14 protein-coding genes are annotated in these 14,763 nt (G+C 71.9%); 4 read left to right on the forward strand and 10 right to left on the reverse strand.

Annotated features, from left to right (window positions below; all coding sequences use genetic code 11):
• Positions 1–32 precede the first annotated feature (32 nt).
• The gene (sfnG, locus tag AAW13_RS41330) at positions 33–1,142 is read right to left on the reverse strand and encodes a dimethylsulfone monooxygenase SfnG (protein WP_046729255.1); all 1,110 of its coding nucleotides are present in this window, start codon (positions 1,140–1,142) and stop codon (positions 33–35) included.
• Between the two features lie 138 nt (positions 1,143–1,280).
• Positions 1,281–1,364, reverse strand: coding sequence for a putative leader peptide (locus AAW13_RS47925; RefSeq protein WP_350284076.1), 84 nt, complete (start codon positions 1,362–1,364; stop codon positions 1,281–1,283).
• A 137-nt stretch (positions 1,365–1,501) separates the two neighbouring features.
• Here AAW13_RS47925 and AAW13_RS46500 point away from each other — a divergent pair, with 137 nt between their 5' ends.
• From AAW13_RS46500 to AAW13_RS41345, 3 genes are all read left to right on the forward strand, one after another.
• Positions 1,502–2,446 (forward strand): LysR family transcriptional regulator, encoded by a 945-nt coding sequence (locus AAW13_RS46500; RefSeq protein ID WP_046729256.1) that lies wholly within the window; start codon positions 1,502–1,504, stop codon positions 2,444–2,446.
• 29 nt (positions 2,447–2,475) lie between these two features.
• Positions 2,476–2,616 carry a hypothetical protein gene (locus tag AAW13_RS46235; RefSeq protein WP_167391792.1) on the forward strand — a complete coding sequence of 47 codons (141 nt, stop codon included), beginning with the start codon at positions 2,476–2,478 and terminating at the stop codon, positions 2,614–2,616.
• Between the two features lie 228 nt (positions 2,617–2,844).
• A complete protein-coding gene (locus tag AAW13_RS41345; RefSeq protein ID WP_046729257.1) occupies positions 2,845–4,569 on the forward strand; it encodes an alpha/beta fold hydrolase in 1,725 nt (574 codons plus the stop codon).
• A gap of 17 nt (positions 4,570–4,586) precedes the next feature.
• Here the strand turns inward: AAW13_RS41345 and AAW13_RS41350 are convergent, their stop codons facing one another.
• Positions 4,587–5,858, reverse strand: coding sequence for a beta-ketoacyl-[acyl-carrier-protein] synthase family protein (locus tag AAW13_RS41350; RefSeq protein ID WP_079179177.1), 1,272 nt, complete (start codon positions 5,856–5,858; stop codon positions 4,587–4,589).
• 466 nt (positions 5,859–6,324) lie between these two features.
• Here AAW13_RS41350 and AAW13_RS41355 point away from each other — a divergent pair, with 466 nt between their 5' ends.
• Positions 6,325–6,849, forward strand: a complete 525-nt coding sequence (locus AAW13_RS41355) for a helix-turn-helix domain-containing protein (RefSeq protein WP_107483532.1) — start codon at positions 6,325–6,327, stop codon at positions 6,847–6,849.
• Between the two features lie 120 nt (positions 6,850–6,969).
• Here the strand turns inward: AAW13_RS41355 and AAW13_RS41360 are convergent, their stop codons facing one another.
• From AAW13_RS41360 to glpK, 7 genes are all read right to left on the reverse strand, one after another.
• The gene (locus tag AAW13_RS41360) at positions 6,970–7,722 is read right to left on the reverse strand and encodes a LuxR C-terminal-related transcriptional regulator (protein ID WP_046729258.1); all 753 of its coding nucleotides are present in this window, start codon (positions 7,720–7,722) and stop codon (positions 6,970–6,972) included.
• Positions 7,723–7,861: 139 nt separating this feature from the next.
• Positions 7,862–9,289, reverse strand: coding sequence for an MFS transporter (locus AAW13_RS41365; protein WP_046729259.1), 1,428 nt, complete (start codon positions 9,287–9,289; stop codon positions 7,862–7,864).
• Positions 9,290–9,380: 91 nt separating this feature from the next.
• Positions 9,381–10,361, reverse strand: coding sequence for a HesA/MoeB/ThiF family protein (locus AAW13_RS47280; protein WP_063777058.1), 981 nt, complete (start codon positions 10,359–10,361; stop codon positions 9,381–9,383).
• Positions 10,358–11,350, reverse strand: a complete 993-nt coding sequence (locus AAW13_RS47285; RefSeq protein WP_046729260.1) for a hypothetical protein — start codon at positions 11,348–11,350, stop codon at positions 10,358–10,360. Before AAW13_RS47285 ends, AAW13_RS47280 begins: the two co-directional genes overlap by 4 nt.
• Entirely contained in the window at positions 11,347–12,576 is a 1,230-nt protein-coding gene (locus AAW13_RS41380) for an acyl-CoA dehydrogenase family protein (RefSeq protein WP_240528916.1), read from the reverse strand. Before AAW13_RS41380 ends, AAW13_RS47285 begins: the two co-directional genes overlap by 4 nt.
• Positions 12,577–12,634: 58 nt before the next feature.
• Entirely contained in the window at positions 12,635–13,003 is a 369-nt protein-coding gene (locus tag AAW13_RS41385) for a hypothetical protein (protein ID WP_046729261.1), read from the reverse strand.
• A gap of 189 nt (positions 13,004–13,192) precedes the next feature.
• Positions 13,193–14,722 carry a glycerol kinase GlpK gene (glpK, locus tag AAW13_RS41390; protein ID WP_046729262.1) on the reverse strand — a complete coding sequence of 510 codons (1,530 nt, stop codon included), beginning with the start codon at positions 14,720–14,722 and terminating at the stop codon, positions 13,193–13,195.
• Positions 14,723–14,763 lie beyond the last annotated feature (41 nt).

A 14,763-nucleotide genomic window follows, 5' to 3' on the forward strand; every position in this document is an offset into this window, starting at 1 on the left:
GGTGGGGTGAGGGGGGTGGTGGGGAGGGACGGTCAGGCGGACGCGGGGGCGCCGTCGTCCGGCCTGCCCTCCAACTCCCGGATCAGGGGCAGCACTCGCTTGCCGAAGTACTCGACCTCCTCGTGGTAGTGCAGGAAGCCGAGCAGGAAGAGGTCGACGCCGAGCTTCTTGTACGCCACGACGCGTTCGGCGATCTGCTCGGGCGTGCCGATCAGACCGGTGCGGAAGCCGTCGTTGTACTGGACGAGGTCCTCGAAGGTGGAGTCCTGCCACATGCCCTTGCCGTCGGCCGCGGACTGCCCGGCCTGCTTGACGGCCGCGCCGAAGCCGGCGACGGCCTCGTGGTCGGCCCTGGCGATGATCTCGCGGAGGGTGTCGCGGGCCTCGGCCTCGGTGTCGCGGGCGATGAGGAAGCCGTTGAGGCCGAACTTCGGTGCCGTGCGACCCGCTTCGGCGGCGGACTTGCGGACGTCGTTGATCTGTTCGGTGACCCCGTCGAAGTCCTTGCCGTTGGAGAAGTACCAGTCGGAGACCCGGCCGGCCATCGCCCGGGCGGCGGTGGAGTTGCCGCCCTGGAAGATCTCCGGATGCGGGCGCTCGGGGGTGTTGAGCGGCTTGGGCTTGAGGGAGAAGTCCCGGAGCCGGTAGAAGTCACCGGCGAGTTCGGTGTGGTCCTCGGTCCAGATCTGGCGCAGGGCGCGGATGAACTCCTCGGCGCGGCGGTAGCGTTCGTCGTGTTCGAGCCAGGGCTCGCCAAGGGCGGTGAACTCGCCCTTGAACCAGCCGGAGACGACGTTCACGGCGAACCGGCCGTTCGAGAGGTGGTCGGCGGTGGCGCCGAACTTGGCGAGTACGCCCGGATGCCACAGGCCTGGGTGGACGGCGGCGATCACCTTCAGGCGTTCGGTGGCGAGGAGCAGCGCGAGGCTGAAACCGGTCGACTCGTGCTGGTACTCGGCGCCGTAGCTGGCCATGTAGCGGACCTGGCTGAGCGCGTACTCGAAGCCGTTGTTCTCGGCGAGGACGGCGAGTTCACGGTTGTAGTCGTAACCCCAGTCGGTGCGTTGCTCGATGGTGCTGGTGACGAGTCCTCCGCTGACGTTGGGGACCCAGTAGGCGAATTTCAGGGGCGCGGCGGGCATGCGGAACTCCTGTTGCGGGTTTCTCTCGGGCGCGCCGGAATTCAGGAGGTGCCAGGCACGGCGAATGCGCCGGACACGGGGCGGTGAATTCAGGCGGGAAAGGTGTGGCGGAGAGCGCGGCGGATCTTGGTGAGCCGATCAGGCCGCGGCGCGACAGGAGGCGCTGGAGACGCGCGCGAGGTCGACATGGCGTCGCCGCGTGAGGTCCAGTCGCATCTTCATGCCGTCGATCGTCGCAGTCGGCGCCGAGACCAGTCAAGGAAAACCCGACCGTTCTCGCATCGCGGACCATTGAATTTCACGAACGTGTGACAGGAAAACCCTTGAACCCGGCCCGAACGACCGCGCATTCTGCCGGGGTGCGGACCGAACAGCTGGAATACATAGCGGCCGTGACCCGGCTCGGCTCCCTGCGCCGGGCGGCCGAAGAACTGCGCCTGTCGCAGCCCGCGTTGAGCGAGACGGTGCGGAACCTGGAGCGGGAGCTGGGCGTCGACCTGCTGGAGCGCAAGCGCACCGGGGCGACGATGAGCGCGGCGGGGCAGGAGCTGATGCCCCGCATCGCCGAGGTGCTGGAGGCGGTGGACCGGCTCCGGGCGGCGGCGGGCGAGCAGTACCGGATCAGCCGGATGGTGCGCGTCGGCACGGTCAACGCGGCGACCGTGCCGTTGCTCATCCCGGTGCTGCGGGACTTCCGCGCCACGCATCCGGTCACCCAGGTCGAGGTGGTGGGCGCACAGCAGACGGAGATCCAGCGGGCGCTCGCCGAGGGCGGGTTCGACCTGGGTCTGGTGAACCATCTCGACGGCGACGACGTGCCGGTCGGCTTCGAGACCACCGAACTGCTGCGCGGGCGGCCGGTGGTGTGCGTACGGCCGGACAGTCCGCTGGCCGGCCGGGCCGAGGTGACGCCCGACGAACTGCTCTCCGTGCCGTTGATCGCCATGCGGACCGGTTATGTGATGCACCGCTATGTGCACCGGCTGCTGGCGGGGCGGGCGCCCACGTTCTCGTACTCCACCGACGGTGCGGAGATGGGCAAGCTGATGGTCGCGGAGGGGCTCGGGGCGACGGTGCTGCCGGACTTCAGCGTGGTAGGGGACCCGTTGGAGCGCGCGGGGACGCTGGTGTGCCGGCCGCTGGCCGGGGACACCACCCGGGTGCTGCTGATGCTCCAGCGCCGGCGGGCCGCATCGGTACCGCAGGCGGCCCGGGACCTGCACGCGGCGTTCGTGCGCCGGGCGGCCGACCTGGCCGACCTGGCCGACCTGGCCGGCGCGGCCACCCCGCCCCACCGGCCGTGACGGCTCACGTCCGGCCCCCGGGCGATCCGATGACTCACCTCGCCGCCGTTCCGGTGCTCCGCCGCCGTTCCGGTGCTCAGTCGCCGGGGACCAACCGGGTGCGCGGCGCCGAGGCGAGCTGCCGGGCCGCGGTGGGCGTCCCGATGGTCCGCGACCTGCCGGCCGGCTGACACCCGGTCCGGGCATGGTGTCCGCGCACACATGCCCCCGCCACACCCCGAGGTCACGCCTCGGGGTGAGCGGCCCACCCCGATCGTGTGGCGTGGGCATGTTTCACCCCGTTCGCCCATGGCGCTTCGCTACGGTTGGTGACGCTCCGTGGGCGGCGCCCCTGATCCGGTCCGCAGAGCGCTGACAGGGCATTTCGGACCGGGCTGCGGACCGGGCAAGGAGACAGCATGCTCGCGGACTCGATCGTCTTCGGAGCCGGGGGCTTCATCGGCCGCTCCCTCGTGGCGGAACTCCTGCGCCGGGGCCACCCGGTGGCGGCCGCGGTACGCGGTTCCGGTGCGGGGCTGACGGCCTGGCTCGACGGACAAGGGGTGGACCGCACGGCCCTGACGGTCGTCCGGGCCGACCTCACCTCCCCCGGTCTCGGCCTCACGGACGAGGGACTGACCGGGGTGCGCGACGTCTACAACGCCGCCGCGCGCTTCGCGTTCGGCATGACGGCGGCGGAGGCGCGCGCGGTCAACGTGGCGGGCGCCGCGCGGGTGGTCGAGTGGTCGGCTGCCCTGCCGAAGCTGCGCCGGCTGGTCCACATCAGCGGCTACCGCATGGCCGCGGCGGAGGACGTGGCGCCGGACTACCGCGCGCACGGGGCGTACGAGGCGTCCAAGCAGGAAGGCGACACCGCGGTACGGACCCGTGCCCGCGAACTGGGGGTCCCGTTGAGCATCGCCAACCCCAGTACGGTGATCGGACCCGGACAGTACCTCGGCCTGGCCACGGTGGTCTCCGACCTGTGGCGGGGCCGGCTGCCCGCGCTGCCGGGCGGCCCCGACGTCTTCGTGCCGGTGGTGACCCTGGACCACTTCGTCCGGTTCCTGGCCGCCCTCCCGGACGACCAGGAGAGCGCGGGCGGCACCTACTACGTGCTGGACGACTCGACGCCCGAACTGCCCGGGCTGGTCGGCCTGCTCGCCGAACACATGGGGGTGCGCCCGCCCCGCCGGTCGATCCCGGTGGGCGTGCTGCGCAGGCTGCCGCGCGCGCTCACCCGGGCGGACCCCGAGACCCTCTCGTTCCTGTCGGCCGACCGCTACGACACGGCCTCGGCCCAGGCCCTGTCCGCGACCCACGGACTGTCCATGCCGCCGGTCGCGACCGCCCTGCGGCAGTGGGCCGACGACCTGGTCGCCACCCGCTTCGGCCACGGTGCCCCCTCCCGCGGACCCTACGGCTTCGCCGACGTGGGCGGCTGCCGGACCTGGATGACGGGCGAACCGCGGCGCCCCGGTTACGTCCTGCTGCACGGGCTGCTGCTGAGCGCCGACGCGTGGGCGGGGACGGCGGACCGGCTCGACGCACCCTCGCTCGCTCCCGACCTGCCCGGTCTCGGCAGGTCGGGAACGGGCGGGCGGCCGGTCGAGGAGTGGCTCGCCGAGTTGCTGGACCCGGTGGAGACCCGGCCGGTGCTCGTGGCGCACTCCTTCGCGTGCGGCCCCGCGCTGCGCTACGCCGCGGCCCGGCCCGACCGGCTCGCGGGCCTGGTGCTGGTCTCACCGGCGTTCCTCCAGCCGCCGTCCTCCGCGCTGCTGCGCTCCCCCCTGGCCGCGCCACTGCTGCGCACGGCTCCCGCGTCCCGGCTGGGCCGTTCGCTCGGTCTGCCCGAGGACGCCGGCCTCGACGCCCTCACGCTGGACCTGCGGCGTGCCGGGACCGCCCGCCGGGTGGCCGCCGCGATGCGCACGGCCCACGGGCAGCGCGCGGAACTGCGCCGTCTGCTGCGGGAGACGCGCCTGCCCGTCGAGATCGTCGTGGGGTCCGGGGACCCGCTCGCCGAACCCGTGGACACGCCGGTCACGGTGATCGAGGACGCCGGACACTGTCCCCAGGTCAGCCATCCGGTGTCCGTGGCCCGCCTCCTGACGGCCTGCCGGGACCGGGCCGGCGTCCACTAGCGGCGCGCCGCGGGCCGTCAGCCGTCCTGTCGGGTGAAGACGAGGACGACGTTGTGGCCGCCGAAGCCGAAGGACGTGGACAGCGCCGCGTGGGCGGCGGTGCGCCGCGGTGCGCCGGACACCAGGTCCAGTTCGATCCCGTCCGAGACCTTCTCCAGATTGCGGACCGCGGGCACCACACCGTGCGCCAGGTTGAGGACGGTGAAGACGGCCTCGACCGCGCCGGAGGCACCGAGGAGGTGACCGGTGGCGGACTTGCATGCGGTGACCGCCGGATGCGGACCCACGGCCTCCCGCACGGCCCGGGCCTCGGTGACGTCACCCAGGGGCGTACCGGTGGCATGGGCGTTCACATGGCCGATGTCGGCGCCGGTGAGGCCGGCGTCCCGCAGCGCCGCCCTGATGGCCCGCACCTGCCCCTCGGCGGCGGGCAGCGTCACGTCGTACGCGTCGGACGTGACACCGGCGCCGGCCAGGGCCGCGCGCACCCGCGCCCCGCGCGCCCGCGCGAAGCCGGCGCGCTCCAGTACGACCATGCCCGCGCCCTCGGCCATGACGAACCCGTCACGCTCGTGGTCGAAGGGCCGGGATGCCTGCTCGGGGGCGTCGTTGCGCTGGGAGAGGGCGCGCATCCGGGCGAACGCGCCGAGCGCCAGCGGGTGCAGACAGGCGTCCGTCCCGCCGGCGACGACCACGTCGGCGCGGCCCGCGCGGATCAGCAGCGCACCGACCGCGAGTGCCTCCGCGCCGGACGCGCAGGCACTGGTCGGGGCGTGGGTTCCGGCCCTGGCCCCCAGCAGCAGACCGACGGCCGCGGCGCTGCCGTTGGGCATCAGCCGGGGCACGGTGTGCGGCGAGATGGCGCGCGGGCCGCGCTGCTCCAGCCGGTCGTCCTGTTCGAGGAGCGTGAGGCCGCCGCCGATGCCGGTCCCCACGACCACCGCGAGCCGTTCGGCCTCGACCTCGGGAGCACCGGCGTCCGTCCACGCCTCCCGGGCCGCCACCACAGCGGCCGCCTGACTGCGGTCCAGCCGGCGCTGCTGGACCCGGTCCAGCAGCGGGACGGGGTCGTCACACATGTGCCCGGCGATGCGCACGGGCAGTTGCCCGGCCCAGGGGGTGTCCAGCCGGGACACGCCGGACCGGCCGGACAGCAGCGCCGCCCAGCTGGCGGGGACGTCACCGCCGAGCGGGGTGGTCGCGCCGAGTCCGGTCACCAGGACGTCGGTGGCCGCGGGTGTGCCCCGGGCGGTGCCGGGCCGGCTCGCCTCAGTGGTCGCGGTCAGCATGGCGGACTCCTTCCGCGCGGTGTTCCGGACGCGTGCGGTGCGTGGCCGGTGCGGGTTCCGTCCGTGTCTCCCCCGGGGCTCGGGGGAACCCGGGCGACACCAGCGCGATGATGGCGATCAGCAATTCACCGGTGGTGAGAATTTCTTCGGTCCTTTTCATACCCTTTCCCGGCACTCGCGGATATCGACCGACTGCTTCGATGAATCTACGCGCCCGAAAGGGCACCGCGCCTCATTCTTTTTCACGAGATCCGGGCGGGACCGGCGGACCACACAAAGGACCATTTGCATGATTAACAGTCCGTCGGCAGTCTTATTTTATGCAGATCACCCGGCGGCAGCCTCCCAAATGCACGTGTTGCAGCGAGGCTTAGGCACGCCTCATAGTGAGGTAGTAATGCCACGGGGGAGTCAAACGCACCGCACCTTGCATTCTTTCACCACGCTCGAAAGAGGTAGGTAATTCGTGCCGCGATACAGTGAGGGGCAGTTATTCTCAGCCACCCAGGACGTACGTGTCCTGCGCTGGCCGGTCGAGGTGCAGGAACTGGAGCAGTTGCGGCGCCGGGGAATCCCCCGCCTCCTCGTGGTCGAGAACGGCGACACCCCGCCGGTGCCGAGCGACTCACGGGAGGACTGGATCCGGGCGCCGGTCAGCAGGGCCGACTTCGCCGCCCGGGTCGCGGCGCTCCGGGCCAGGGCCGGCACACACCGCGTTCCCGTACTCGATCAGGACGGGCTGCTCCGGTACGGCAGCCGGATGGTCCCGGTGTCACCGACCCAGACGAGCCTGCTGCAACCGCTGGTCGAGAGGTACGGCACGCTCGTGCCACGGCACGAGCTGATCGCCCTGCTCAGCGCCGGCCGCGGGACGGCCAGCCAGAACGCCCTGGACCTGAACATCATGAGAATCCGGCGCAAGCTGGCCCCTCTGGGGCTGCGCATCCGGACCGCCAACGCCCGGGGATACCTCCTCGAATCCGGCGAGTGAGCCCACCAACGGGCACCAGGACGAGCCCTGTTGAACGCCGTCGCGTTCAACAGGGCTCGCGCGGAGCGCAGTGGGCTCACTGGAGCACCGCCGGAGCACTCGGGCCGAGCCGCCCGCACCTCACCCACCGCGCATGACCCCCGTGCCGTACGCGAGGTGCCGGCCGGCCCGCAGCGGTCCGGGATCCGGACCGGGCGACACCACCAGGCCCGTCCGGTAGGCATGGATGACCGCGTGCACCCGGTTGCGCAGATTCAGCTTTTCCAGCAGCCGCTGCACATGCGACTTCACGGTGTTCTCGCTGAGCACCAGCACCGCGGAGATCTCCGTGTTGCTCAGCCCCTCGGCCAGCAGCCGAAAAACCTCCCGCTCCCGGCGGGTCAGCGACTCGATTCCCCGCGCGTCCACGGCGGGGACGCCGGGGAACTCCGCCGCCGCGGGCGGTCCGCCGTCGCCGCGCGCCGAAGGCGCCCCCTCGTCGAAGAAGATCCGGTAGCCGGCCGCCACGACATGGATCGCGGACAGCAACTGCTCCGGGGTGACACCGTGGTGCACGACGCCGTTCGCGCCGGCCCGGAAGGCGCGCCGGGCACCCGGGCTCCCCTCCTGGGCCAGGAGCAGGACGCCCGGCCCGTCCCCACCGCGGCACACGGACAGTTCGCCGACCAGTTCCACGGCGTCGGCGGCGCCGGGCAAAGCGCCGGCCAGCAGCAGGCACGGCCGCAGGGCACGGGCGCCGGCCACCGCGCTCGCCCGGTCGGACACCTCGCCGACCACCTCGATACCGCCGTCCTCGTCGAGGACCGAGCGGATCCCGGTACGGGCGATGGACCGGCCGTCCGCCAGCAGGATCCGGATCGGCGGGCTCGTCACGGTCGCCTCCCCAGCGGACGGCACATGTGTCTCCTCCACACGGGCTTCCTCCGCATGGGCTTCCTCCACATGGGTTCCCTCCGCATGGGTTCCGTCCGCATGTGTGGCGTGCACGGCGTCAGGCGCGACGGGGGCACCGTCACACCGGGTCGCCCACACACCCCGGCACGGTCGCCTCGGGGTCGGCGGACCGGCCGTCGTACGGGCGCCTCGGGGTCAGCAGGACCGCCAGCGCCCCGCAGGCGATCAGCACGACCCCGGTCCACACCGCCGGGATCATGCCGTCCGTGAAGGTGTCCGGCGTGGACAGGCCGCCGTGCGCGGAGAACACCGAGGCGAGCACCGCGATACCGAGCACACCGCCGAGTTCGCGCACAGCGTTGATCGCGCCGGACGCCATGCCGCGCTCCCCCGCCCCGACCGCGCTCATCACCATGTTCGCGGTGGGCGAGAAGTAGAACGTCATACCCAGACCGCACAGCACCATCGCGGGCACGAGCGACGCGTAGGGGACGTCGGGCGAGACCAGGGCGGCGATCCAGCCCAGCCCGGCGGCCTGGAAGGTCAGTCCGAGCGCGACGATGGTCCGGCTGCCCACCCGGTCGGAGAGCAGTCCCACCAAGGGGGCCACGAAGACGGGCACCGCGGTCCACGGCAGGATCCGCAGGCCGGCCTCCAGGGGCGAGTAACCGCGCGGCCCCTGGAGGAACTGGGTGAGCAGGAAGACCGAGCCGAACATGCCGGCGAACATCAGCAGCCCTGCGGCGTTCATCGCGCTGAAGGTCCGGTGACGGAACAGCCCCATCGGGAACATGGGCAGGGCGGAACGCAGTTCCCACAGGACGAAGCCGGTCAGCACGGCCGCTCCCCCGGCCAGCGACAGCAGGACCCGCGCGCTGGTCCAGTGGTCCGCGTGGCCGTTGACGATGCCGAAGACGATCCCGAAGAGCCCGGCACTGGCCAGTGCCGTGCCCACCAGGTCCAGCCGGGGGCTGGGACCGTGGCTCTCGGTGAGCTTCCACCGGGCGACCGGCAGCACCACGGCGCCGATCGGCACGTTGATCCAGAAGATCCACTGCCAGCTCAGGTGCTCCACCACCGCGCCGCCGAGCAGCGGGCCCATGGCGATGGCGACGCCCTCCACCGCGCTCATCGCGCCCAGCAGGGCCCCGCGCCGCCGCGGGGGCGCCACCTCCGTGAGGATCGTCAGGTTCAGCGGCATCAACAGCGCGGCACCCAGGCCCTGTACGGCACGTGCGGCGATCAGGGCGCCGATGCCGGGAGCCAGCGCGGCGGCGGCCGACGCGCCGACGAAGACCCCCATCCCGGCACCGAACATCCGGCGCCGGCCGAACCTGTCCCCGAGGGCGGCACCGGTCAGCATGAGCACCGCGTAGGTGAGGGTGTAGGCGTTGACGGTCCACTCGAGCTGCTGGATGCTCCCGCCGAGATCCCCCCGGATCGACGGCAGGGCCGTGATGACGACGAGGTTGTCGAGCGACACCATGGCCACGCCCAGGCCACAGCAGAAGAAGGTCCACAGTACGTTGCGTTGCGGCACACTCATGTCCACCTCCGTGATCGGAATGCCTCAGCGGCCGGCCGCGCGTGCTCACCCGGCCGGTCGCCGGTGGACGCGCGGCCGAAGGGGGTGCGTCTCAGTTCCGGAGGGCCCGGGACGCGTCGTGGTCCGCCGGGGTCACGGCGGCCCGGACCGCGCCGGACTGCCGTAGCAGCCGCAGGAGTCGTGGCAGCAGCGCCGCGAGCTCCACCGGCCGGCGCGCCCGGTCGCGCCACTGTTCGGCGAGCGGCCTGGCCCGCTGGTGCACGTCGAGCCGGACCTCGGGCCGCACCCGCCGTCCGGCCAGCAGCCGCACCACCATGTGGGAGCTGATCACGCCGAACGCCGTCGCGGTGTAGGCGACCTGGGGAAAGCTGTAGTCCGGCCGGGCGTGGTTGGCCCGGATCTCGGCCAGCATGTCGGTGGGCACGTGCCGCAACGGCACCGCCCGGCGCAGCAGTTCCCACATGTCGAGCCGGTCCGCGTCGTGCGCACCGATGGCGCCCGCGAAGGGTGCGCGGACCCGGCGGTAGTCGTAGCAGCGGACGTACTGGGTGCCCGCCATGTCCCAGCCGGTGATCAGGGGCAGCCCGCGGCGGACGGCGTGGCGGTGCAGCAGCAGTTTGGCCCGCCACCCCTCGGCGGTCGTGACGTCCACGCCGTCGATGATCACCTGGCAGGAGGCGGTCAGTTTCTCGACGGTCTGCTCGGTGACCCCGTCGGTGAAGACCTCGACCGAGGCGTACGGGTTGATCGCGCGTACCCGTTCCCCGGCCAGCTCGGCCTTGTTCCGGTCGAGGTCGGCGGCGGTCGCCGACTGCCGGTTGAGGTTGTTGAGTTCGTACGTCCCCGGGTCGGCGAGGACGAACCGCTGCACACCGAGCCGGGTCAGCGGTTCGACGGCGGCGCCGCCGATCGAGCCGCAGCCGGCCACCAGGACGGTGGCCGCCCGCAGGGCCCGCTGGTCGGCCGCGGCCACCACGCCGGCGTTGCGGGCGGTCAGCTCGGCGTAGAAACCCGCTTCCGCCGTGGGGTTCCGGCCCGGCCCGGGCAGCGGCTCCCTGGTTTCCTCCGTCACCTGGACGCTCCTTCCTGTGCGGGACCTGAACGGTGTGCCGTGCGCCGGCTGCGGGCCGCCAGGGTGGTGATCACGGCCTGCCACGAGGTCAGTTCGCTCGTCCCGTCGAGGTAGGAGCGGACCACCCGCTGGTACCAGACGACGTCCGTGGGCACCGGCGCGACGAACGGTTTGGCCACGACCGTCTGCCGGTAGATCGGCGCCATGGGGTCCGACTCGTCGAGGGTGGGCGAGGTGCCCTCGACGACGTGGGGATCGAATCCGACCAGGCGCAGGTGGCGCAGGGCGACGTGTTCCTTGGCGTCGCCGAGCACGATGCGCACGGCGCCGCCCAGCGCGAGCACGGCCTCGCCCATGCCGAGGATGAGATGCCAGGGGACGCGGACGTACTGCTCGCCCCGTGGCATCGTCTGGTCGCGCAGGAAGCGCTTGAACTCGTAGGCGTGGTGGGTCCCGAGGCCGGGCCCGGCGTACCTGCCGAGCAGGTCGACCCCGTGGGCGGCCTCCGTCGGGAACGGGGTGCGGCCCGCGGAGTCCAGGGGAAGGTTCTCCTGGTCCGCCGAGCAGGCCAGTCCGACGTAGCCGCGGATCTTCCCGGTGCGCGTGCACAGGGTGACGGTGTGGATGTTCTCCACGGCGCGCGGGCATGGCAGCGGTTCGTGGAAGGCCGCGGCCCGGTGGACGGCGTCGGCGGAGATCCAGTTCAGCCGCAGGTACTGGGCGAGGCGGAACCCCAGCATCCCCTTGAGGTAGCGGGCGGGGAACTGGCTGTCGCGACCCGTGACGGTGACCAGTGCGCCGTGCGGGTCCTCGACGACGGAGAGCGGTTCGCCCGTCATCTCCGAGGGCAGCCGCCGGTAGCTCAGCCGCTCGTGGAGGCTGACGATGTCCCGGGCGTAGCGCCGGGCCCGGGGGTCCCGGCCACCGGTGTGCTCCCGGGCCGGGGCGCGGCGCGGCGCGGCTTCGGTGGGCCGGCCGGCGGCGCTCACCACTCGTCCTGCTCGGCGTAGAGGCTGTCGGTGATGGCGAGGGCCAGGACTTCGGGGGTGCCCTCGTAGATCCGGGTGCCCAGCGCGTCCCGCATCATCTTCTCCACGCCGTACGAGCGCAGGTAGCCGCGCGCGCCGAGCAGGGAGAGGGCCGTCTCGGCGACGTCGATCGCGGTCCGGTCCGCGAACAGCTTGGCCGCGGCCGGTTCGTAGACCGGTGGCGGCAGCTCGTTGTCGACCTTGTCGGCGGCCCGCAGGTACAGCATGCGGGCGGCGTCGACCTTGGCCGCCATGTCGGCCAGTTTCGCGGCCGTGAACTGCTGGTCCTTGAGGTGCCGGCCGCCCTGGACCCGTTCGCCGCACCAGGTCACCGCCTGCTCGAGGGCGCTGCGTGCCACGCCGGTGGAGATGCCGGCGACCGCGGCGCGGGCCATGTTGCTCTGCGCCATGTTGATGGCCATGCCCTCGCCCTCCGCGCCGATCATGTACTCGGCGGGCACCCGGACGTCGTGGAACTCCAGCTCGCTGCCCAGGCACGCGCGGTAGCCCATCTTGTCCGCGACCGGTCCGCGGACCACGCCGGGCAGGTCGAGGGGGACGATGAAGGAGGTGAGCCCGGTGGCGCCCGCGCTGCCCGCCATGTTGGCGAACACGGAGGCGAAGGCGGCGACCTTCGCGTTGGTGATGAAGCGCTTGCGGCCCGTCAGGACGTAGTGGTCGCCGTCCCGGCGTGCGGTGGTCACGTTGCGGGCGTGTCCCGCCAGGGACGGGATGATCAGGTCGCAGCCGGCGTCCTCCTCGGTGACCGCGTTGCAGGCGAGAACGGGTTCGTCGCCCGAGAACAGGGGCAGGAAGCGGGCTTGGAGACGAGGGTCGCCGGACAGCAGGACCGGCGCCTGGCCGAGCAGGGTTGCCCCGAAGACCAGTGCCGTGCCGGGGCAGACGGCGGCCACCTCCTCGAGCGCGGTGGCGACGCCGAGCATCCCCACCCCCAGGCCGCCGTACTCCTTGGGGACGGCCGCGCGGGTGAGGCCGATCCGGTGGCCGTGGCCGACGGTCTCCCAGTCGAAGTGCGCCGCCGGCGCCTGGTCCAGGTCCTGGACGCGGGGCTTGACGACGTTCCGGGCGAAGTTCCGCGCGGCGTCCCTGAACTGTTCGACCTCGTACGGCAGTACGTCGAAGTTCAGCGCCGCCTCGGACACGGATTCGGACAGAGCGGTGTTCACGGGGAATGTCACTCCTTACGCATGGATTCCGTGGTCGGGACGGATGCGCTACGGCCGGTCACGCGCCGATGCCGGAGGCGGCGGCGATGTCCGGGTACCGGTCGAAGGCGGGCCGCAGCATCGGCACCAGTTCCAGCACCTTGGCCACCTTGCCGCGGATGCGGAGCCGGCCCGTGGCGATGGCGACGGGTACCAGGAGGCGTCCCATCCACAGTGCGTGGGCGGTGTCGCAGGTCATCCGGAGGGTGATCGCCGCGGGTCCCTGCGGCTGCTCGCCGGCGAAGACCCCGTGCGGTGCCACGTAGATCTCGCAGTCGGGCTTGGTGTGGACGAGCCGGACGGACAGTTCCTCCTGCCGGGCCCTCGCCACGAAATCCTCGTCCTCGAGCAATACGCCGAACAGACTGCCGAAGACTTTTACGGCCATTTCACCGGACGGAAAAACAGGCATGTTGTTCCCCCTTTGGTGGCTGTCGCAGAAAAGCGCCTGCGAATGACGATAGGGGCGGCCACATCCGGCTTCCACCGCGCCAACACAAGTCCGAAGGGAAGCGAACAGGACACGGAAAGAGGGCGCGACAATCGGCGTGAGGGAAACAGATGAAGGAAAGGGAATTCAACCGGGCGGCTGGAGCGGGGGGCGTCTGATCCAGCCCAGCGAGCGTTCGACGGCGCGCTGCCAGTTGTCGTACTCCGACTCCCGGTGGCCGGGGTCCATCGCGGGCAGCCAGCGGGCGGCCGGGTGCCAGTTGCGACGCAGCACCTCAAGGTCGGACCAGTAGCCGGCGGCGAGCCCGGCGGCGTAGGCGGCTCCGAGGGAGACCGTCTCGGAGACCATGGGCCGTACGACGGGCACGTCCAGTACGTCGGCGACGAACTGCATGAGCAGGTTGTCGGCCGTCATGCCTCCGTCCACCTTGAGTTCCTTCAGTCCGACGGAGGAGTCGGCGTTCATGGCGTCGACGACCTCGCGGGTCTGCCAGCCGGTGGCCTCCAGGACCGCCCTGGCCAGGTGCCCGCTGGTGATGTAGGAGGTGAGGCCGACGATCACGCCGCGCGCGTCACTGCGCCAGCGCGGTGCGAACAGGCCCGAGAAGGCGGGGACGATGTAGCAGCCGCCGTTGTCCTCGACGCTCCGGGCGAGTGTCTCGATCTCCGGGGCGCTGTTGATCAGCCCCAGCCGGTCGCGGAACCACTGGACCAGTGAGCCGGTGACGGCGATCGACCCCTCCAGGGCGTAGGCCGGCGGCCGGTCCCCGATCAGGTAGGCGACCGTCGTGAGCAGTCCGTGCCGGGACCGCACGACGTCGGTACCGGTGTTGAGCAGCAGAAAGCTGCCCGTTCCGTAGGTGCACTTGGCCTCGCCCGGGGAGAAGCAGGTCTGGCCGAAGAGAGCCGCCTGCTGGTCGCCGAGCGCGGCCGCGATGGGCACGCCGGCGAGCAGCGCGGCGGCCTCGCCGTAGATCTCCGAGGAGGGCCTGATCTCCGGCAGCATCGCACGGGGGACGCCGAAGAACGCCAGGAGTTCCTCGTCCCAGGCGAGTGTGTGGATGTTCATCAGCATGGTGCGGCTGGCGTTGGTGGCGTCGGTGATGTGCAGGCCGCCGTCGGCACCGCCGGTGAGGTTCCAGATCAGCCAGCTCTCCATGGTGCCGAACAGCACCTCGCCGTCCCTGGCGCGCTGTTCCAGGCCTTTGACGTTGTCGAACAGCCAGCGCAGCCGCAGCGCCGAGAAGTAGGTGGAGGGCGGCAGGCCGCACCGGTCGAGGAAGAACTCCGCCCCCGGGTCCTGTCCGAGGTCCTCGACCAGCGGCGCCGTGCGGACGTCCTGCCAGACGATCGCGCGGCCCAGCGGGGTGCCGGTACGCGGGTCCCAGAGCACCGTCGTCTCCCGCTGGTTGGCCAGCCCGATGGCGGCGATCTGGCTCGCGTCGACGGCCGTACCGGCGCCCGACATGGCCTCGGACATCACCCGGCGCAGGTTGTGCCAGATCTCGACGGCGTCGTGCTCGACCCAGCCGGGTTTCGGGAAGTGCTGCTGGTGCTCCCGCTGCGCGACGGACACCAGCCGTCCACCCCGGTCGAAGAGGATGCATCGGGTGGAGTTGGTGCCCTGATCGATGGACATCACATACCGTTCCACCATGATCGGGAACCGCCTTCCGATGGGTCGCGGAGGGAACGCGA

This window comes from Streptomyces humi (assembly GCF_001005085.2).
Taxonomy (GTDB): domain Bacteria; phylum Actinomycetota; class Actinomycetes; order Streptomycetales; family Streptomycetaceae; genus Streptomyces; species Streptomyces humi.

What these genes read in the sequence shown, in the direction of transcription:
- AAW13_RS41365 (WP_046729259.1), bottom strand. Translation starts at nt 9,289, where the DNA reads ATGAGTGTGCCGCAACGCAACGTACTGTGGACCTTCTTCTGCTGTGGC.
- AAW13_RS47925 (WP_350284076.1), bottom strand. Translation starts at nt 1,364, where the DNA reads ATGAAGATGCGACTGGACCTCACGCGGCGACGCCATGTCGACCTCGCG.
- AAW13_RS41385 (WP_046729261.1), bottom strand. Translation starts at nt 13,003, where the DNA reads ATGGCCGTAAAAGTCTTCGGCAGTCTGTTCGGCGTATTGCTCGAGGAC.
- sfnG (WP_046729255.1), bottom strand. Translation starts at nt 1,142, where the DNA reads ATGCCCGCCGCGCCCCTGAAATTCGCCTACTGGGTCCCCAACGTCAGC.
- glpK (WP_046729262.1), bottom strand. Translation starts at nt 14,722, where the DNA reads ATGGTGGAACGGTATGTGATGTCCATCGATCAGGGCACCAACTCCACC.
- AAW13_RS41345 (WP_046729257.1), top strand. Translation starts at nt 2,845, where the DNA reads ATGCTCGCGGACTCGATCGTCTTCGGAGCCGGGGGCTTCATCGGCCGC.
- AAW13_RS41350 (WP_079179177.1), bottom strand. Translation starts at nt 5,858, where the DNA reads ATGCTGACCGCGACCACTGAGGCGAGCCGGCCCGGCACCGCCCGGGGC.
- AAW13_RS46235 (WP_167391792.1), top strand. Translation starts at nt 2,476, where the DNA reads ATGACTCACCTCGCCGCCGTTCCGGTGCTCCGCCGCCGTTCCGGTGCT.